The following is a 17299-nucleotide window of genomic DNA, read 5'->3' as shown; positions in this document are numbered from 1 at the left end:
GCGTCGCCCGCGCCTGCGGTGTACCGTCGGTGTCCCGGACCCTGGGTTCGGGGGAGCCGTATGAGGGAAGCCGCCACGGCGGGTCCGACGTCCCGGACGACGGGCCTTTCGTTGGACGCATCGTTGGTCGCAGTGGCGTTCGTCCCCCCGGACGGGCGGGGATCGCACACAGACGTTGGTCAGGAGGGACGGGCCCCGTAAGGGGTGACCGGATAAATGGACGTGAAGCGCTACTTTCGCGGGCCGCTGCTGTGGATCCTGCTGGTCGGCATTGTGGTCGCCCTCTTCATGTGGGGCGTCAACCCCGGCCAATCGTTCAAGAACGTGGACACCTCCAAGGTGGTCCAGGAGATCAACGCGGGGCAGGTGAAGTCCGCCAAGATCATCGACAAGGACCAGCGGATCGAGGTCACCCTCAAGAACGGTGACCAGCAGCAGGCGTCCTGGGTCGACGGCCAGGGGCTGCAACTGCAGCAGCAGTTGCAGAAGCAGGCCGACGCCGGCAACCTGCCCGGCGCTTACAACGTCGATGTCCCCAAGCAGAGCTTCTTCCTGAACCTGCTGTTCAGCCTGCTGCCCATCGTGGTCATCGTGCTGATCTTCCTGTTCATCATGAACCAGATGCAGGGCGGCGGCTCGCGGGTGATGAACTTCGGCAAGTCCAAGGCCAAGCTCATCACCAAGGACACCCCGAAGACCACCTTCGCCGACGTGGCCGGGGCCGACGAGGCCCTGGAGGAGCTGGAAGAGATCAAGGACTTCCTGCAGAATCCGGCGAAGTTCCAGTCGATCGGCGCCAAGATCCCCAAGGGCGTGCTGCTGTACGGCCCGCCCGGCACCGGTAAGACGCTGCTGGCGCGCGCCGTGGCCGGTGAGGCCGGCGTGCCCTTCTACTCGATCTCCGGTTCGGACTTCGTCGAGATGTTCGTCGGTGTCGGCGCGTCCCGGGTCCGTGACCTGTTCGAGCAGGCCAAGGCCAACGCCCCCTCGATCATCTTCATCGACGAGATCGACGCCGTCGGGCGGCACCGCGGCGCGGGCCTCGGCGGCGGCCACGACGAGCGCGAGCAGACCCTCAACCAGCTGCTGGTCGAGATGGACGGCTTCGACGTCAAGGGCGGCGTGATCCTGATCGCGGCGACGAACCGTCCCGACATCCTCGACCCGGCGCTGCTGCGTCCCGGACGGTTCGACCGGCAGGTCACCGTGGACCGCCCGGACCTGGAGGGCCGCAAGGGCATCCTGCGGGTGCACGGCCGCGGCAAGCCGTTCGCGCAGGACGTCGACCTGGACGTGATCGCCCGCCGTACCCCGGGCTTCACCGGCGCCGACCTGGCCAACGTCATCAACGAGGCGGCGCTGCTGACCGCGCGGTTCGACCGCAAGCTGATCGACATGGACACCCTTGAGGAGTCCATCGACCGCGTCATGGCCGGGCCGGAGCGCAAGACCCGGGTGATGTCGGAGAAGGAAAAGAAGATCATCGCCTACCACGAGGGCGGGCACGCGCTGGTGGCGCACGCGCTGCCGAACTCCGACCCGGTGCACAAGGTGACGATCCTTCCGCGTGGGCGGGCCCTGGGCTACACCATGACCCTCCCCATGGAGGACAAGTTCCTCACCACGCGTTCGGAGATGACCGACCAGCTCGCCATGCTGCTGGGCGGCCGTACCGCCGAGGAACTGGTCTTCCACGAGCCGACCACGGGTGCGGCCAACGACATCGAGAAGGCCAGCGCCATCGCCCGCAACATGGTGACCGAGTACGGCATGAGCGAGCGCCTGGGCGCGCGTAAGTTCGGCTCCGGCCAGGGTGAGGTCTTCCTGGGCCGCGACATGGGGCACGAGCGTGACTACTCGGAGGACATCGCGTCCGCCATCGACGACGAGGTCCGCCGCTACATCGAGGCCGCGCACGACACGGCGTGGGAGATCCTCATGGAGTACCGGGACGTCCTGGACGAGCTCGTCGTCAACCTGATGGAGAAGGAGACCCTGTCGAAGAACCAGGTGCTGGAGATCTTCGCGCCGATCCAGAAGCGGCCGCACCAGAACTCCTACACCGGCTACGGCAAGCGTCTCCCGTCCGACCGTCCGCCGGTGCTCACGCCCAAGGAGCTGGCCCTGCTCGGCCCGCAGGACGTCACCGACCTGACCAAGAACAACGGCCAGGGCGGCGGCGTCCCCTCCGACGCGGTCGACCCGGCCCAGGGCGAGAGCTGACCGTCTTGGCGATTCCGTACGACGAGGCGCCGATCGAGAATGACCCGCCGGGCGAGACCCTGCACGGCGGGCATTTCGATCACGCGCGCATCGAGAAGGCCGTGCGCGAGATCCTGATCGGCATCGGGGAGGACCCCGACCGTGACGGGCTGCGCGACACCCCCGCGCGGGTGGCGCGTGCGTACGCCGAGCAGTTCGCGGGCCTGCGGCAGGCGCCGGAGGACGCGCTCACCACGGTGTTCGACGCCGACCATGAAGAGATGGTCCTGGTGAGGGACATCGAGGTCTACTCCGTCTGTGAGCACCACCTGGTGCCCTTCCACGGTGTCGCCCACGTGGGTTACATCCCCAACAAGAAGGGGCAGATCACCGGGTTGTCGAAGCTGGCCCGGCTGGTGGACGTGTACGCGCGTCGCCCGCAGGTGCAGGAGCGGCTGACGAGCCAGGTCGCGGACGCGCTGATGAGCGTGCTGGAGCCGCGCGGGGCGATCGTGGTGATCGAGGCGGAGCATCTGTGCATGACGATGCGCGGTGTCCGCAAGCCGGGCGCGAAGACGGTGACGTCGGCGGTGCGCGGTGACTTCCGAGATCACGCCGAGACCCGGTCCGAGGCGATGAGCTTGATCCTCGGCCGTTAGTGACCGCCGGGCCGTTCCCGGAGACCCGAACCACCTGAACGGGCCTCAGCGTCGTGCTGAGGCCCGTTCTGCCAGTTCCGGCGGGTATGGGGCGGACGTGACGGAATGGCGGAGGCGTCGCGCCGACCGTGTGGCCGCAGCGCATAGGGTGGGGTGACATGACCAATGCCGCAGTCCCGGGGCTGCCCGCGCCAGGGCGGTGCCTCATCATGGGCGTGGTCAACGTGACCCCCGACTCCTTCTCGGATGGCGGAGCCTGGTTCGACCCTGAGAAGGCCGTCCGCCATGGGCTGGACCTCGTCGCGGAGGGCGCCGACATCGTGGACGTGGGTGGCGAGTCCACGCGCCCCGGTGCGCAGCGTGTGTCCGAGGACGAGGAACTGCGCCGCGTGATCCCCGTCATAGAGGCGCTCCGTTCCGAGAATGTTCCGGTCAGTGTCGACACCATGCGCGCCGAGGTCGCCGAGGCCGCCGTCAGCGTGGGCGCCCGGTTGGTGAACGACGTCAGTGGCGGGTTGGCCGATCCGGACATGCCACGGGTGGTCGCGGCCGCGGGCGTCCCCTACGTGGTGATGCATTGGCGGGGCCACAGTCATGACATGCAGACCCGCGCCCTCTACACGGACGTCGTCCGCGAGGTGCGGGACGAACTGCTGCAGAGGGTCGATGCCGTGCTGCGCGAGGGCGTCGACCCGTCGATGATCGTGCTCGACCCCGGGCTGGGGTTCGCCAAGAGCCCGAAGGCGGGGCACAACTGGGCGCTCCTGGCGCGGCTCGACGCGCTGACCGAGACCGGATATCCGGTGCTGGTCGGTGCGTCCCGCAAGAGCTTCCTCACCAGGCTCCTAGCGGATGCCGACGGGACGCCCCGCGCGTTCGCCGAATGTGATGACGCCACCGTGGCCACCACGGCCCTGGCCGCCGCGGCCGGGGCATGGGGGGTACGGGTTCACCGCGTCCGCCCCAATGCGGACGCGGTGCGCGTGGCGGCCGCCGTCCATGCGGCCCGTCCACCAGATGACGAGATCTCGGAACCGGCCGCGGCGGACGGTCGCGCCGGACAGGGGGGACATCGCGTATGAGCCGTGCCGTGAACCGCGCCGACGTGGACGAGGTCCACGCCGAGTTCTATGCCGCGTTCGAGGCCGGCGACTTCGACCGGATGTCGGCGGTGTGGGCGGACGGTCCGTACGCCGACGGCGTCTCCTGCGTGCATCCGGGCTGGACGATGCTGCGGGGACGTGAGGAGGTGCTGCGTTCTTGGGCGCTCATCATGGCCAACACGACCTACATCCAGTTCGTGCTGACGGATATCGAGACAGATGTCTATGGCGACCACGCCGTGGTGACATGTAAGGAGAACGTCCTTACCGCCGATGAGGACACAGAGGCGGGCTTCCTCGCGGGAGGGAGCATCGTGGCGACGAACTTGTTCGTCCGGACCGGCGGGGAGTGGCGGCTCCTGCTCCACCACGGCTCCCCGGTCCTCAATGTCGTGGATGCAGAGGAAGAATGACTCTCGACCGCATCGAACTGCGCGGTCTCCGGGCGCGGGGACGGCACGGATGCCTGCCCGCCGAGCGTGAGCTGGGCCAGGAGTTCGTGGTGGACGCCGTGCTCGGCCTCGACACCCGTCCCGCCGCCGCCGCCGACGACCTCTCGCTCACCGTCGACTACGGGACGCTCGCCGGCCGTCTGGTCGCGGCCGTCGAGGGCGAGCCCGTCGACCTCATCGAAACGCTCGCCGACCGGCTGGCGACAATATGTCTGGAAGACGGGGCGGTAGCCGAGGTGGAGATCACCGTCCACAAGCCGAGCGCCCCCGTGCCGCACCCCTTCACGGACGTCGCCGTGAGGATCAGGAGGAGTCGCCCATGACAGCGTCCGACCGCATGCCCGACCGCACCGCCACCGGTGGGCACATGCTGGTCCAGCACCGTGTCGTGTTCTCGATCGGCAGCAATCTCGGGGACCGGCTGGACAACATCCAGGAGGCGGTCGACGCGCTGTTCGACGCGCCGGGGCTGAACTTCGTGGCGATCTCCCCGGTCTACGAGACCGCGCCCTTCGCGCCGCCTGGGGAGACCATCCCCGAACAGGGCGACTTCCTCAACGTCGTGCTGGTGGCCGACACGCGGCTGCCTCCAGAGAACCTGCTTGAACGCGTCCTGAACATTGAGAACTCCATGCGCCGGGAGCGCGTGGTCCGCTGGGGGCCCCGCACCCTGGACATCGACATCGTGACGTTCGGTGACTTCTCCTCCGACGACCCTGATCTGACGCTTCCCCATCCGCGTGCGCACGAACGTGCGTTCGTGCTCGTCCCGTGGGCCGACATCGAGCCGGACGTGCTTCTGCCCGGGCATGGTCGTGTTGGTGACCTGGCCCAGGCCAAACAGTCCGAGGGCGGCCCGTCGGCGGTGCGCCGGCGGGAGGATCTGGCCCTGCAGCAGCCTGCATGAAACCGTCCCGCCCGCTGTTCCTCGTCGCCCTGACCGTCGTCTTCGTGGTGGTCACCTGGGCGGTGTTGCATACGGCCTATGTGTCCTTGCCGCCGCTGCCATGGACGGCGGTACCGACGCTGTTGCTGCTCGCCTTGGGCGAGGCCTTCACCGGCTGGAACGTGCTGCGCCGTATCCGCCGCAAGCCCGACAAGAGGCACGCGCCGGATACCGGTCGTAAGGGGCCGAAGCCGCTGGAGCCGATGGCGGTGGCGCGCCTGGCCGCCCTGGGCAAGGCCAGCGCGCATTCCGCCGCCGTCATCGCGGGCGTGTTCGGAGGGTTCGCCGTCAACCTCGTGTCCCAGCTCGACAAGCCGACCCCCCGTCACGACTTCTTCGTCAGCGGCGGCACGTTCCTGGCCGCCGTCGTGCTGGTGGCGGCGGCGTTCTTCCTGGAGTACGCGTGCCGGGTCCCCAAGGGGCCCGACGATGAGGAACACGACCACCGGGCCTCCCGCGCCTAGGCGCTCATTTGTCGATGTCACCGACGACGAAGAACATCGACCCGAGGATGGCGATCATGTCGGCGACCAGGTGGCCGGGCAGCAGTTCCGTGAGGACCTGGATGTTGTTGAACGACGCGGACCGCAGTTTCAGCCGCCACGGGGTCTTCTCGCCACGCGACACCAGGTAGTAGCCGTTGATGCCGAGGGGGTTCTCTGTCCAGGCGTAGGTGTGCCCCTCCGGCACCTTCAGGACCTTCGGAAGCCGCTGGTTGATCGGGCCGGGCGGGAGTTCGGCGAGGCGCTCCAGGCAGGCGTCGGCGAGATCCAGGGAGGCGTGTACCTGGTCGAGGAGGCATTCGAAGCGGGCCAGGCAGTCGCCCTCCGTGCGGGTGGCCACGCGGACGTCGAGGTCGCCGTAGGCGAGGTACGGCTCGTCCCTGCGCAGGTCGAAGTCGACGCCGGACGCCCGTGCGATGGGCCCGGACACCCCGTACTGGAGGATCTGTTCCCGGGTGAGGACGCCGACGCCCCTGGTGCGGGCGCGGAAGATCTCGTTGCCCATGATGAGGTCGTCGATGTCGCCCATGCGGGCACGGACCTCGGAGACCGCCTTCCGCGCGCGCGCCGTCCAGCCGGCGGGGAGTTCCTCCTTCAGGCCACCGACACGGTTGAACATGTAGTGCATGCGTCCGCCGGAGATCTCCTCCATGACCCGCTGCAACGTCTCACGCTCACGGAACGCGTAGAAGATCGGGGTGATGGCCCCGATCTCCAGCGGATACGAGCCGAGGAACATCAGATGGTTGAGGATCCGGTTCAGCTCGGCCAGAAGGGTCCGCACCCATACGGCGCGTACCGGGACCTCCATGCCGAGCATGCGTTCCACGGCGAGGACGACGCCCAGCTCGCTGGAGAACGCCGACAGCCAGTCGTGCCGGTTCGCCAGTACGATGATCTGTCGGAAGTCCCGGACCTCGAAGAGCTTCTCCGCGCCCCGGTGCATGTAGCCGACGATGGGCTCCGCGGCCGAGATGCGCTCGCCGTCCAGGGTCAGCCTCAGCCGGAGCACGCCGTGCGTGGACGGGTGCTGGGGGCCGATGTTCAGCGTCATGTCCTCGGTGGCGAGCTCCTTGGCGCCCGCACCGATCCCGACGATCCGTTCGGTGGTCATGGTCGCGCCTCCGCCGCTCCGGTCACCGCTTCATGGTCCCATGGCGAGCGGTACTCGTTTTCCGGTTGACTAGGGAGCAATGAACCCGAGCCACGGCGAACCGCCGTACGAGCCCGCCGCGCATCCTGGACCGCAGGGCGCGGCGCACCCGCCCGCGTCCCCCGGCCCGGGACCCGGCGGCCGACCTCCAGGTCAGGTACCGGCACATTACCCGCCGCAACAGCAGACGCCGCCCGTCTACCAGGCGGATCAGGCCTTCGCCCCCGGCGGCGACCTCCAGTGGGCGCCCATCTCCAAGCGGCACGCCTGGCACAGGCTTCTCACCGCCGTTCTCTGGGCCGTTCCCATCGGCGGTGTCGGCGCGTTCGTCGTGTGGCGGAACGGTGGCGGGACGGCCGCCGCCATGTGGATCGTCGCCGTCGTCCTCGGGACGGTCGTCACCTGGCTGGTCGCCGAACTGGATCGGCGGGCGTACGGGTATGCCGAGCGTGCGGACGACCTCATCGTCACGCACGGTGTGTTCGTCAAGCGGCTCATCGTCGTCCCCTATGGGCGGATGCAGTTCGTGGACGTCACCGCGGGGCTCCTCGAACGGTGGATGGGAATCGCCACCGTCCGGATGCACACGGCCGCCGCGGCCACGGACGCGACCATTCCGAGCCTGCCCGCCGCTGAGGCCGCTCTTCTGCGCGACCGTCTCGCACAGAAGGGCGAGGAACGGAGCATGGGGCTATGAGTGGCCCCTACGGCCCCTACGGTCCGCCAGCGCGACCCGGTCCGCCGGGACGGCCCGGCCCATATGGCCCTCAAGGCCGTCCGGGCCCGCCCTATGGCCCACCACCACCGCCCTACGGCCCTCCAGGGCCCGCCGGCCCGCCGTACGGTCCGCCCCGTCCTCCGTACGGGTACGGCCCGCCACCCGGCTACCGTCCGCCGGTCAGGTTCTCCGAGGGCACGCACAGGCTCCATTGGGCGACGGCCCCCCTGCGCGCCTTCATCTTCCTCATCATCTACTTCGTCCTGCTCGGCTTCCCTCTGCTGGTGACCCAGACAGACCACGGCATCACCCTGGCGCTCACCCCGGAGGTCATCTTCAGATTCCTCATCGTGACTCTCCCCATGGGGCTGATCGCGGTGGGAACGGGCCTCTGGACTTGGCTCGCCCTCCGTTTCCGCATCGACAACGACGATCTCGTCGTCGAGACCGGTCTCCTCCGTAAGAACAAGCGCCGTATCCCGCTGTCGCGCATCCAGGCCATCGACCTTGTCCGCCCGCTGGTGACGAGGATGTTCGCCCTGGCGGAGGTGCGAGTGGAACTGGCGGGCGGCGAGCAGAGCGAGATCGCCCTGCGGTATCTGGGACGGCACTCCGCCCAGCAGTTGCGCGCCGAACTCCTCGCCCGTGCCGCCGGGCTCCCCGGCCACACACCGGAGGCCCCGGAACGTCACCTGTGGCGCGTCCCGTTCGGAACGCTCTTCGCGTCCCTGATCGTGAAGCTGCCCGTCCTGGGGACGGGCCTGCTCTTCTTGGGCTCCCTCGTCTTCCTCGTGGCGTACGCGGAGGGCGGCATACTGGCCGTCACCATCCCCGTCCTGCTGGGGCTCATCCGCGCGGTGATCGCACCCCTGGTGATGTACGCCAACTTCACGGTCGCGATGTCACCGGACGGAATCCGCCTCCGCTACGGGCTCTTGGAAACCAGGATGCAGACGCTTCCTCCGGGGCGCGTCCAGGCCGTCAGCATCGTCGAACCGGCGATCTGGCGGAGTTTCGGCTGGGCCCGTGTCGAGGTCACCGTCGCCGGCTATGCGGGCGAGCGTCAGGCCCTGTCCTCGACCCTGCTGCCCGTCGCGCCCCGCCATGTCGCCATGCACCTCGTCTCGCAGGTCTTCCCCGGGACGCATGTCGACGGTGTCCCCCTGGTCCCCGCGTCCTCCAAGGCTGTGGCGGTCGACCGCGCGGACGGCGCAGGCACCGACGACGTGGTCTTCGTGGCCCGGCACGGCTGGCCCTGCCGCCGCACCGACGTGATCGCCCACGCGCGCGCGCAGAGTGTCCGGCTCACCGTGAACCCGCTCCAGCGTCTCCTCGGCCTGGCCACCGTCCACGTTGACGCGCCCCCAGGGCCGGTCCAGGTCACGGCCACCGACCGCGATCTGGGCGAGGCCCGCGCGATCGTCGACAGCGCCGCCCGCCGCGCCCGCGCCGCCCGCCGGGCCACCGGCGACCCCACCCGCTGGGCCCGCTGACGTCCCGGCGGGGTGGCCCTGACCTGGGGGGCGGTGACCTGGGGGCGGTGTCCGAAGTGGGTGAAATGCGCATATCTTCGGGGCATGAGTGACGCGGTGTACGACCCCTGGTCCCCCGAGTTCGTGGCGGACCCCTACCCGGTGTTCGAGCGGCTCCGCGAGGAGCGCCCGGTGTTCTTTCACGAGCCGACGGGGCAGTGGGTGATCAGCCGGTACGAGGACGTCGATGCGCTGCTGCGGGACCGACGGCTCGGACGGTCGTACCTTCACATCGGGAGCCACGAGGAGTTCGGCCGGCGGCCGGAGGCCGACTTCCTCAAGCCGTTCTGGGACCTCGTCCGCGCCGGGATGCTGGACGTGGAGCCGCCCACGCACACGCGGCTGCGGCGGCTGGTGTCGAAGGCGTTCACCGCGCGGATGGTGGAGGGGCTGCGCCCGACGATCAGACGGCTCGCCACCGAGCTGGCCGGGGCCCTCGCCGACGGGGGCGGCGGCGACCTGCTCGCCGAGATCGCCGAGCCGCTGCCGGTCAACGTGATCGCCGAGATGCTCGGCGTCCCGCCCGAGGACCGGTATCTCCTGCGTCCCTGGTCGGCCGGCATCTGCGGCATGTACGAGCTGAACCCTCCGGAGGAGGCGCGGCGCACCGCCGTCCGCGCCGCCGTCGAGTTCTCCGACTATCTGCGCACGCTGGCCCGCAGCAGGCGGGACGAGCCGCGCGACGACCTCATCACCGCGCTCGCGCAGGTCGTGGACGAGGGCGACCGGCTCACCGAGGATGAGCTGGTCGGCACCTGCGTCCTGCTGCTCAACGCCGGGCACGAGGCCACGGTCAACGCGACCGGCAACGGCTGGTGGTCGCTGTTCCGCAACCCCGGCGAGCTGGAGCGTCTCCGTGCCGAACCGGAGCTCGTCCCCACGGCGGTGGAGGAGCTGCTGCGCTACGACACCCCGGCGCCCATGTTCGAACGCTGGGTCCTGGAGGACATCACGGTCGCCGGCGTCGACATCCCCCGCGGGGCGGAGGTGGCGCTTCAGTTCGCGTCCGCCAACCGGGATCCGGAGGTGTTCGCCGAGCCGGACCGGCTCGACCTGTCCCGCGACCCGAACCCGCACATCACGTTCGGGCTCGGCATCCACTACTGCCTGGGCGCCCCGCTCGCGCGCATCGAGCTCACCGAGTCGTTCGGCGCGCTCCTGCGCGCCGCCCCCGACCTCCGCCTGTCCGCGGAGCCGCAGTGGAAGCCCGGGTACGTCCTGCGCGGCCTGGAGGCGCTGCACGTGGAACGCTGACCCCGGGCCGCGGCCCCGGTCAGGGGGAGAGGACGGCGGGGATCGGGACGCCGACGGTCTGGGCGAGCCACCCGAACCCGCCCAGGCCGGACGGGTCGATCAACTCCGCGTCCTCGCCGGCGTGGCAGAGAGCGGCGACGTAGCCGCAGGGATCGCGGTGGGCCAGGTCCAGCGGCGGGCGGGTGCCGGACAGGCCGAGGCCCAGCAGGGCATCGCGCTGGGTGGCCAGGAGGGTGGACGTCGCGCCCGCGCGCTCCCCGGCGATGCCGCAGGCGTCCAGCGCTACGTGGGCGGTGACGTCGCACGATCCGTCCGGGACGGCCGGGACGGTGGCGCCGTCCCGGTATCCGGTCAGCGTCCCGTACACGGGGCGGGCCCCGCGCGAGTGCGAGTAGTCCACGGCGAGCGCGAGCCCCCGGGAGAGCCGCCTGATCACCGCGGCCCAGGCGTTGCAGCGCGGGTGGCCGATCTCGGCGCGGTCTCCCGGCTCGCGGAGCGGCCACCAGCGCTCCAGCCAGTCGCTGTCCTCGGCGGACGGCCACGGCCCGGGACGTTCGGTCCCGGTGGCCGGGTCGACCAGCACGGTCCGGACACCGTCCGGCGTGCGTTCGACCACGTCCAGGGGCACGTTGTCGAGCCACTCGTTGGCGACGGCGAGGCCGGTGATGCGGTCGGGCAGGTCCGGCCGCCAGACGATCCGGTCCGGCACCTCCGCGGGGCGGGGCGCGATCTCCACCGCGGTAGGGGCGAGCCGGGAGGCCAGGTCGGCGGGCGCGTCGGCCAGGATGTTGCTCAGCAGGCGCCCGGATCCGGCGCCGATGTCGACCACGTCCAGCCGGTCGGGACGTCCGAGGAGGGCGTCGACCTCGACCAGCAGGCGGACGACGGCGGCGGCGAAGCGCGGGGACGCGTGCACCGAGGTGCGGAAGTGCTCCGCCGGGCGTTCTCCGCGCCGGTAGAACCCGTCCTCCCCGTACAGCGCCCGCTCCATCGCCGTGCGCCATGTCAGCCATTCGGGAACCAACGCCTCCACAACTGTGACGTTACCGTGGGCGACGGCGTCCCTCGCGCCCTCCTTGCGGTGGACAGGGGTCAGACCTGCGGCTGATCCGCCGCTGACCAGCGTGTACGTACCCTGTCGCCATGGTGGCGAGCGTGTGGGATTGGCTGCGGCGTAAGAAGCCGCTGGTCGACGCGTTCTACGCGGCACAGGTTCTGCTCATGTCCCTGCCCGGCATCCTCGCGGGCGCGTACGGGATCCAGACGCCGCGGTTCCTGATGTGGACGGCGGCGCTGACCGGTCCGCTCATCCTCCGCCGGACGTTCCCTCGCACGGTGTTCGCCGCGGTTGCGCTGGTCTCGTGCGTCCAGTGCGTCTTGCAGGTGCCCACGATCCCGGCGAACCTGGCCGTCCTGATGGGGCTCTACACGGTCACGGCCGGATGCTCGTTCCGCTGGGGTCTGGCGGCGGCGCTGGTCGCGGAACTCGGCGCGGGCATGGCGACCTACCGCTACGCGGCCAGTGCCGATCACCGCAGAACCACGTTCCTCATGCTGACGGTGCTGGTCGCGGGCGTGTACGTGCTCGGCCTGCACATGCGGACGCGCCGGGCGTACCTGCGTTCGGTGGAGGAGCGGGCGGAGCGGCTGGAGCGCGAACGCGACAACGAGGTCAAGGTGGCCATGGCAGCCGAGCGGGCGCGTATCGCCCGGGAACTGCACGACGTCGTGGCGCACAACGTCAGCGTGATCGTCGTGCAGGCCGACGGCGCGTCCTACGCGATCGACACCGACGTGGGACGGGCCAGGCAGGCGCTCGACACGATCTCCTCGACCGGGCGGCTGGCGCTGGCGGAGATGCGGCGGCTCCTCGGCGTCCTGCGCGAGGACGACGACGCGGGGGCGTTCGCGCCGCAGCCCGGGGTGGCCGAACTGGCCGACCTCGTGGAGCAGGTCCGCGCGTCCGGGCTGGCGGTGACCTACGAGGTGGACGGGGTGCCCGCGGCCATGTCGCAGGGGCGGCAGCTCACCGTCTTCCGGATCGTCCAGGAGGCGCTGACCAACGCGCTCAAGCACGCGGGCCCGCGGGTGAACGTGTCGGTGCGGCTGCGGTACGCCGATGACGCGCTGGAGATCCGGGTGGAGGACGATGGGCGCGGCGCGGCGGCCTTCGACGACGGACGGGGCCACGGCCTCGCCGGAATGCGCGAGCGCGTCGCCGTGTACGGCGGCGGCGTCCGCGCGGCCCCGCGTCCCGGCGGCGGCTTCGAGGTGGTCGCGACCCTTCCGGTGCGCGAGGAGGTCGCGGCATGACCAGGCGGACCGAGAGGGGCGCGGCCTGCGCGGCCGGTCGTCCCACAGGGAGTGTGCATGATCGAGGTTGAGGACGCGGCGCCGCCCATCCGGGTGGTGCTGGTGGACGACCAGGAGCTGGTGCGGGCCGGGTTCCGGATGGTCCTGGACGCGCAGCCCGACATCGAGGTCGTGGGTGAGGCCGGCGACGGCGTGAAGGCGGTGGAACTGCTGGGCGGCACGCGCGCCGACGTGGTGCTCATGGACGTGCGGATGCCGCGGATGGACGGCATCGAGGCGACCCGGCGGGTGGTGGCGCGGTCCGGGCCGAAGGTGATCATCCTGACCACGTTCGACCTGGACGAGTACGCGTTCGCGGCGCTCAAGGCGGGGGCCGGCGGGTTCCTGCTGAAGGACGCGGGGCCGGCCCAGCTCATCGAGGCGATCAAGGCGGTGCACTCGGGGGACGCGGTGGTCGCGCCGAGCACCACCAAGCGCCTGCTGGACCGGTTCGCGGTGCACCTGCCGGACGCGGAGGAGAAGGCGGGCGGCGCGCTGGAGACGCTGACCGAGCGGGAGGGCGAGGTGCTGCGGCTCGTCGCGCGCGGCATGTCGAACGCGGAGATCGCGGGCCGGCTGTACGTCTCGGAGGCCACGGTCAAGACGCATATGGGACGCATCCTGATGAAGCTCGGGCTGCGGGACCGCGTGCAGGCCGTCGTCTTCGCCTACGAGACGGGTCTGGTCAAAAGCGGCGGGCGAGGTCACTCCGCGTAAACGATCTGATCGTTCGCCCTCCTCTCCGCTTCCCGGGTCGGCGGGCAGGGTGACGGGCCCGTACGACTCAGGTCGTACGCGGGTGCCGCGGATAGCCGGGAGGGGGACGCAGAGCGTGGCCGCCGGGGCGATGGCAGCGGCGGCGCGGATTCCTAACGTGGTCGCTGATCAGTCCGGACCACGAAGGAGCCATTGTGACCAGCACGTTCACCGATCCGCCCGGGGGAGTCCCGGGTGCCGAAGCGCCACCAGCCGTCACCGCCGAGGGCGTGTCGAAGGTGTACGGGACCGGTGACGCGGCCGTACACGCGCTGCGCGGCGTCGGGGTCGGATTCGCCAAGGGCGCGTTCACCGCGATCATGGGGCCGTCCGGGTCCGGGAAGTCGACGCTGATGCACTGCCTGGCGGGGCTCGACACCGTCACCGGCGGGCGGATCATGCTCGGCGACGCCGAGATCACCCGGATGGGCGACCGGCAGTTGACGCTGATGCGCCGCGACAGGGTCGGGTTCGTGTTCCAGGCGTTCAACCTGCTGCCGACGCTTACCGCCGAGCAGAACATCCTGCTGCCGATGGAACTGGCCGGACGCAAGCCCGACCGTGCCTGGTTCCAGCGGGTCGTGGACGTCCTGGGCCTGAGCGACCGGCTGGGGCACCGTCCTAGCGAGTTGTCGGGCGGCCAGCAGCAGAGGGTGGCGTGCGCGCGCGCCATCGTCGCCCGGCCCGAGGTCATCTTCGCGGACGAGCCGACCGGCAACCTGGACTCGCGGGCAGGCGCGGAGGTTCTCGGGTTCCTGCGCTCGTCCGTCCGGGAGATGGGCCAGACGATCGTGATGGTCACCCACGACCCGGTGGCCGCCTCGTACGCCGACCGGGTGGTGTTCCTACGGGACGGTGAGATCGTCTCCGAGATCTTCCGGCCGACCCCGGAGGCCGTCCTGGACCGGCTCAAGGCTCTGGGGGCGTGATGCTGAGGACGACACTGGCGGGCCTGCGCGCCCACAAACTGAGGTTGTTGCTGACCGCGGTGGCCATCACCCTGGGCGTCGGCTTCATCTCCGGCACGTTCGTGCTGACCGACACGATGAACAAGGGCATCGCCAAGACGTTCGCCCGGTCGGCCGACAAGGTCGACGTCGCGGTGCTGTACAACGAGAAGGCGGGGAAGGAGCTCTCGGCCCCGCTGCTGCAGAAGATCCGCTCCGTCCCCGGGGTGACCGAGGCCCAGGGCCTGGTCAGGGGCGAGACCGCACTGGTGGGCAAGGACGGTAGGACGGTCGGCGACTTCGCCACGATAGGGATGTCCGTGCCGTCCGGACGTCTGCTGCGCTATGACGTGGACAAGGGCCGGCCCCCCTCCAACGGCGGCGAGACCGTCATCGACAGCAAGGTCGCCAAGCGGGAGGGCTTCACCGTCGGTGACACGGCGACGGTCTTGGACAGCGAGGAACGGCCGCACAAGTTCCGTGTCGTCGGGCTGGTCGACTTCGGCATCGACCAGGAGGCGAGCGTCTTCGGCGCGGTGGGCTTCGACCCGGTGACCACGGTCTGGATGACCGGCCAGAAGAACTATCACGAGATCGACATCGCGGGCACGGCGTCCCAGGCCGCGGTGAAGGCCGCCATCGGTCCCAGCTACCGAGTCCTCACCGGCCCGGAACTCGGCGCGATGCTGGCGAAGCAGGCGGGCGCCGACACCGAGCTCATCCGTGCCGGTCTGCTGATCTTCGCGCTGGTCGCGATGCTGGTGTCCGCCCTGGTCATCTACAACACGTTCGCGATCCTGGTCGCGCAGCGGATGCGGGAGATGGCGCTGCTGCGCTGCGTCGGCGCGACCCGCCGGCAGGTCTTCGGCGGCGTGCTCACCGAGTCGGCGGTGGTGGGGCTGACCGGCTCGCTGCTCGGCATCGCCGCGGGCGTCGGTCTGGGGCAGGGCGCGCTCGTCCTGATCAGCAGGCTGAACTCGAACGTGGCGATCACCGGCCCGTCCCTCGCGGTGCGGACGATCCTGATCGGGCTCGGTGTCGGCGTCGTCGTGACCGTCCTGTCCGCGCTGCTGCCCGCCCGCGCCGCCACCAGGGTCGCGCCCGTCGCGGCACTGCGCGCCGGGCTGGAACCGGGCGGCCGGCGGTTCCGGCTCGGTGTCTGGCGCACCGCACTCGCCGTGCTGCTCGCGTCCGGCGGCCTCGCCATCGGCGTGTTCGGCGCGCTGGTCATGGAGAAGGGGCAGGTCGCGATGTTCGTGGTCGCGTTCTCCGGCTGCGTCTTCTTCCTCGCGGTGGTCGCGGGGATGCCGGCGCTCATCCGCCCGATGGGGCGGCTGGCGGGCGCGATCCCGGCGCGGCTCGGCGGCGTCCCGGGACGGCTGGCGGTGGCGAACGCGCAGCGCGCCCCGCGCCGCACCGCCACCACGACGATCGCGCTGACCGTCGGTGTCGGGCTGATGAGCCTGTTCGCGGTCATCGCGGCGAGCAGCAAGGCGACCGCGGCGCACAAGCTGGACGAGCAGTTCCCCGCCCAGTTCAGGATCGCGACCCAGAGCGGAAAGGACCTCCCGCCCGCGCTCGGCGACGACCTGCGCGGGCGGCCCCAGGTCGAGAAGGTCGTCGAGGTCCGTGACCATGCGGGCACGGCCAACGGCAGGGAGGACGCGTTCATGACGGTGACCGCGTCCGCGTGGGGCTCGACGGTGAAGGTGGACATGAAGACCGGCTCGATGTCCGACCTGAAGCCGGGAACCGCGATCGTGGACGAGACCGCCGCGAGCATCCCCGGATGGGAGGTCGGCAAGTCCCTGCGGATCAAGACGCGGCAGGGCACCGTCCCGGTCGAGATCGTCGGCATGTACAAGCTGGGCGAGCACTTCAGCGGGGTCATCCTGCCGGAGGCCGACTTCATCCGGTACTTCGGCAAGGTCGCCCCGGGCGAGATCTACGTCAAGACCAGCGATGCCCTGTCCCCCGACGAGGCGCGGAAGATCGTGGACGAGGCGGTGCGGCCGTACCCCGCGGCGAAGGTCACCTCCACCGCCGACTTCGAAGAGCAGGTGAAGAGGGCGATCGACATGGTGCTGCTGGTCTTCGGGGGGCTGCTCGGTCTCGCGATCATCATCGCGCTGTTCGGCATCGCCAACACGCTGACCCTCTCGGTCGTGGAACGAACCCGCGAATCGGCGTTGCTGCGCGCCCTCGGTCTCACCAAACGCCAGCTGCGCCGGATGCTGTCGATCGAGGCGGTCGTCATGGCGATGATCGGCGCGCTGACCGGGGTCGTGCTCGGCGGCGTGTTCGGCTGGGCCGCGACCAGCGCGATGATCGAGGGATCGGTGTTCGCCCTGCCGTATCTCCAGATCGCCGGATTCGTCCTGCTCGCGGGGCTGGCCGGGACGCTCGCCGCCGTCCTGCCCGCGCGGCGCGCCGCCAAGACCTCCATCGTGGAGTCGCTGGCGCATGACTGAATGGGGAACCGGGGTGGCGATCGTCACCCACCGGACCGCGTGACCGGGTCCCGCGGGTACGCTGGTGCGCGCACGTCCGGTACCTGCCCGTGAGGACTGGAACGAACTGATGGACCCATATGACACGCCCTCCTCCGGCGCGCCCGGAAACGGGGCGCAGTTCCCGGCGGACCGGCCCGCGCGGCTCGCGGTCGGCGTCGTCGGCGCCGGCCGCGTCGGCACGGCGCTCGGCGCCGCGCTGTCCCGCGCGG

General features: G+C 70.5%; 16 protein-coding genes and 1 pseudogene. 15 read left to right on the top strand and 2 right to left on the bottom strand.

The window, feature by feature from the left end; all coding sequences use genetic code 11:
• The first annotated feature begins 216 nt into the window (after window positions 1-216).
• The 7 genes from ftsH (at window position 217) to AF1_RS01055 (ending at window position 5826) form a co-directional block, all read left to right on the top strand.
• On the top strand, window positions 217-2223 hold the full coding sequence (gene ftsH, locus AF1_RS01085; RefSeq protein WP_067792484.1) for an ATP-dependent zinc metalloprotease FtsH: 2007 nt from the start codon (window positions 217-219) through the stop codon (window positions 2221-2223).
• Window positions 2224-2255: 32 nt separating this feature from the next.
• On the top strand, window positions 2256-2861 hold the full coding sequence (gene folE, locus AF1_RS01080; protein WP_067792703.1) for a GTP cyclohydrolase I FolE: 606 nt from the start codon (window positions 2256-2258) through the stop codon (window positions 2859-2861).
• Window positions 2862-3019: 158 nt separating this feature from the next.
• Window positions 3020-3943 (top strand): dihydropteroate synthase, encoded by a 924-nt coding sequence (gene folP, locus AF1_RS01075; protein ID WP_084262310.1) that lies wholly within the window; start codon window positions 3020-3022, stop codon window positions 3941-3943.
• A complete protein-coding gene (locus AF1_RS01070; protein WP_067792481.1) occupies window positions 3940-4377 on the top strand; it encodes a nuclear transport factor 2 family protein in 438 nt (145 codons plus the stop codon). Before folP ends, AF1_RS01070 begins: the two co-directional genes overlap by 4 nt.
• A complete protein-coding gene (folB, locus tag AF1_RS01065) occupies window positions 4374-4739 on the top strand; it encodes a dihydroneopterin aldolase (protein ID WP_067792478.1) in 366 nt (121 codons plus the stop codon). The genes AF1_RS01070 and folB overlap by 4 nt, the downstream gene beginning before the upstream one ends.
• On the top strand, window positions 4736-5323 hold the full coding sequence (folK, locus tag AF1_RS01060; RefSeq protein WP_067792475.1) for a 2-amino-4-hydroxy-6-hydroxymethyldihydropteridine diphosphokinase: 588 nt from the start codon (window positions 4736-4738) through the stop codon (window positions 5321-5323). The genes folB and folK overlap by 4 nt, the downstream gene beginning before the upstream one ends.
• On the top strand, window positions 5320-5826 hold the full coding sequence (locus tag AF1_RS01055; RefSeq protein ID WP_067792472.1) for a DUF3180 domain-containing protein: 507 nt from the start codon (window positions 5320-5322) through the stop codon (window positions 5824-5826). The genes folK and AF1_RS01055 overlap by 4 nt, the downstream gene beginning before the upstream one ends.
• A 4-nt stretch (window positions 5827-5830) precedes the next feature.
• On the opposite strand, the gene AF1_RS01050 is transcribed toward AF1_RS01055, so the two are convergent.
• Window positions 5831-6979 (bottom strand): NADH-quinone oxidoreductase subunit D, encoded by a 1149-nt coding sequence (locus AF1_RS01050; protein WP_067792469.1) that lies wholly within the window; start codon window positions 6977-6979, stop codon window positions 5831-5833.
• Window positions 6980-7058: 79 nt separating this feature from the next.
• Here AF1_RS01050 and AF1_RS01045 point away from each other — a divergent pair, with 79 nt between their 5' ends.
• The 3 genes from AF1_RS01045 to AF1_RS01035 all read left to right on the top strand — a co-directional run bounded on the left by AF1_RS01045 (window position 7059) and on the right by AF1_RS01035 (window position 10522).
• The gene (locus AF1_RS01045; RefSeq protein ID WP_084262309.1) at window positions 7059-7715 is read left to right on the top strand and encodes a PH domain-containing protein; all 657 of its coding nucleotides are present in this window, start codon (window positions 7059-7061) and stop codon (window positions 7713-7715) included.
• A 305-nt stretch (window positions 7716-8020) separates the two neighbouring features.
• Window positions 8021-9229 (top strand): PH domain-containing protein, encoded by a 1209-nt coding sequence (locus AF1_RS01040; protein WP_242608626.1) that lies wholly within the window; start codon window positions 8021-8023, stop codon window positions 9227-9229.
• An 84-nt stretch (window positions 9230-9313) separates the two neighbouring features.
• Window positions 9314-10522 carry a cytochrome P450 gene (locus tag AF1_RS01035; RefSeq protein WP_067792466.1) on the top strand — a complete coding sequence of 403 codons (1209 nt, stop codon included), beginning with the start codon at window positions 9314-9316 and terminating at the stop codon, window positions 10520-10522.
• Window positions 10523-10541: 19 nt separating this feature from the next.
• On the opposite strand, the gene AF1_RS01030 is transcribed toward AF1_RS01035, so the two are convergent.
• Window positions 10542-11555 (bottom strand): SAM-dependent methyltransferase, encoded by a 1014-nt coding sequence (locus AF1_RS01030; RefSeq protein WP_306303144.1) that lies wholly within the window; start codon window positions 11553-11555, stop codon window positions 10542-10544.
• Window positions 11556-11665: 110 nt separating this feature from the next.
• Between AF1_RS01030 and AF1_RS01025 the strand changes: the two genes are divergently transcribed.
• The 5 genes and pseudogenes from AF1_RS01025 to AF1_RS32860 all read left to right on the top strand — a co-directional run.
• Window positions 11666-12835 (top strand): sensor histidine kinase, encoded by a 1170-nt coding sequence (locus AF1_RS01025; protein ID WP_067792464.1) that lies wholly within the window; start codon window positions 11666-11668, stop codon window positions 12833-12835.
• Window positions 12836-12892: 57 nt separating this feature from the next.
• Window positions 12893-13591, top strand: coding sequence for a response regulator (locus AF1_RS01020; protein WP_067792460.1), 699 nt, complete (start codon window positions 12893-12895; stop codon window positions 13589-13591).
• Window positions 13592-13785: 194 nt separating this feature from the next.
• Entirely contained in the window at window positions 13786-14559 is a 774-nt protein-coding gene (locus AF1_RS01015; RefSeq protein WP_084262307.1) for an ABC transporter ATP-binding protein, read from the top strand.
• The gene (locus AF1_RS01010) at window positions 14559-17048 is read left to right on the top strand and encodes an ABC transporter permease (RefSeq protein ID WP_067792687.1); all 2490 of its coding nucleotides are present in this window, start codon (window positions 14559-14561) and stop codon (window positions 17046-17048) included. The genes AF1_RS01015 and AF1_RS01010 overlap by 1 nt, the downstream gene beginning before the upstream one ends.
• A gap of 109 nt (window positions 17049-17157) precedes the next feature.
• Window positions 17158-17299 (top strand): annotated as a pseudogene (locus AF1_RS32860) (oxidoreductase); the annotation flags it as partial.

This window comes from Actinomadura formosensis NBRC 14204, from assembly GCF_001552155.1.
Taxonomy (GTDB): domain Bacteria; phylum Actinomycetota; class Actinomycetes; order Streptosporangiales; family Streptosporangiaceae; genus Spirillospora; species Spirillospora formosensis.
Note: the sequence above shows the minus strand (reverse complement) of the source record. Positions and strands in the feature narration are given on the sequence as shown.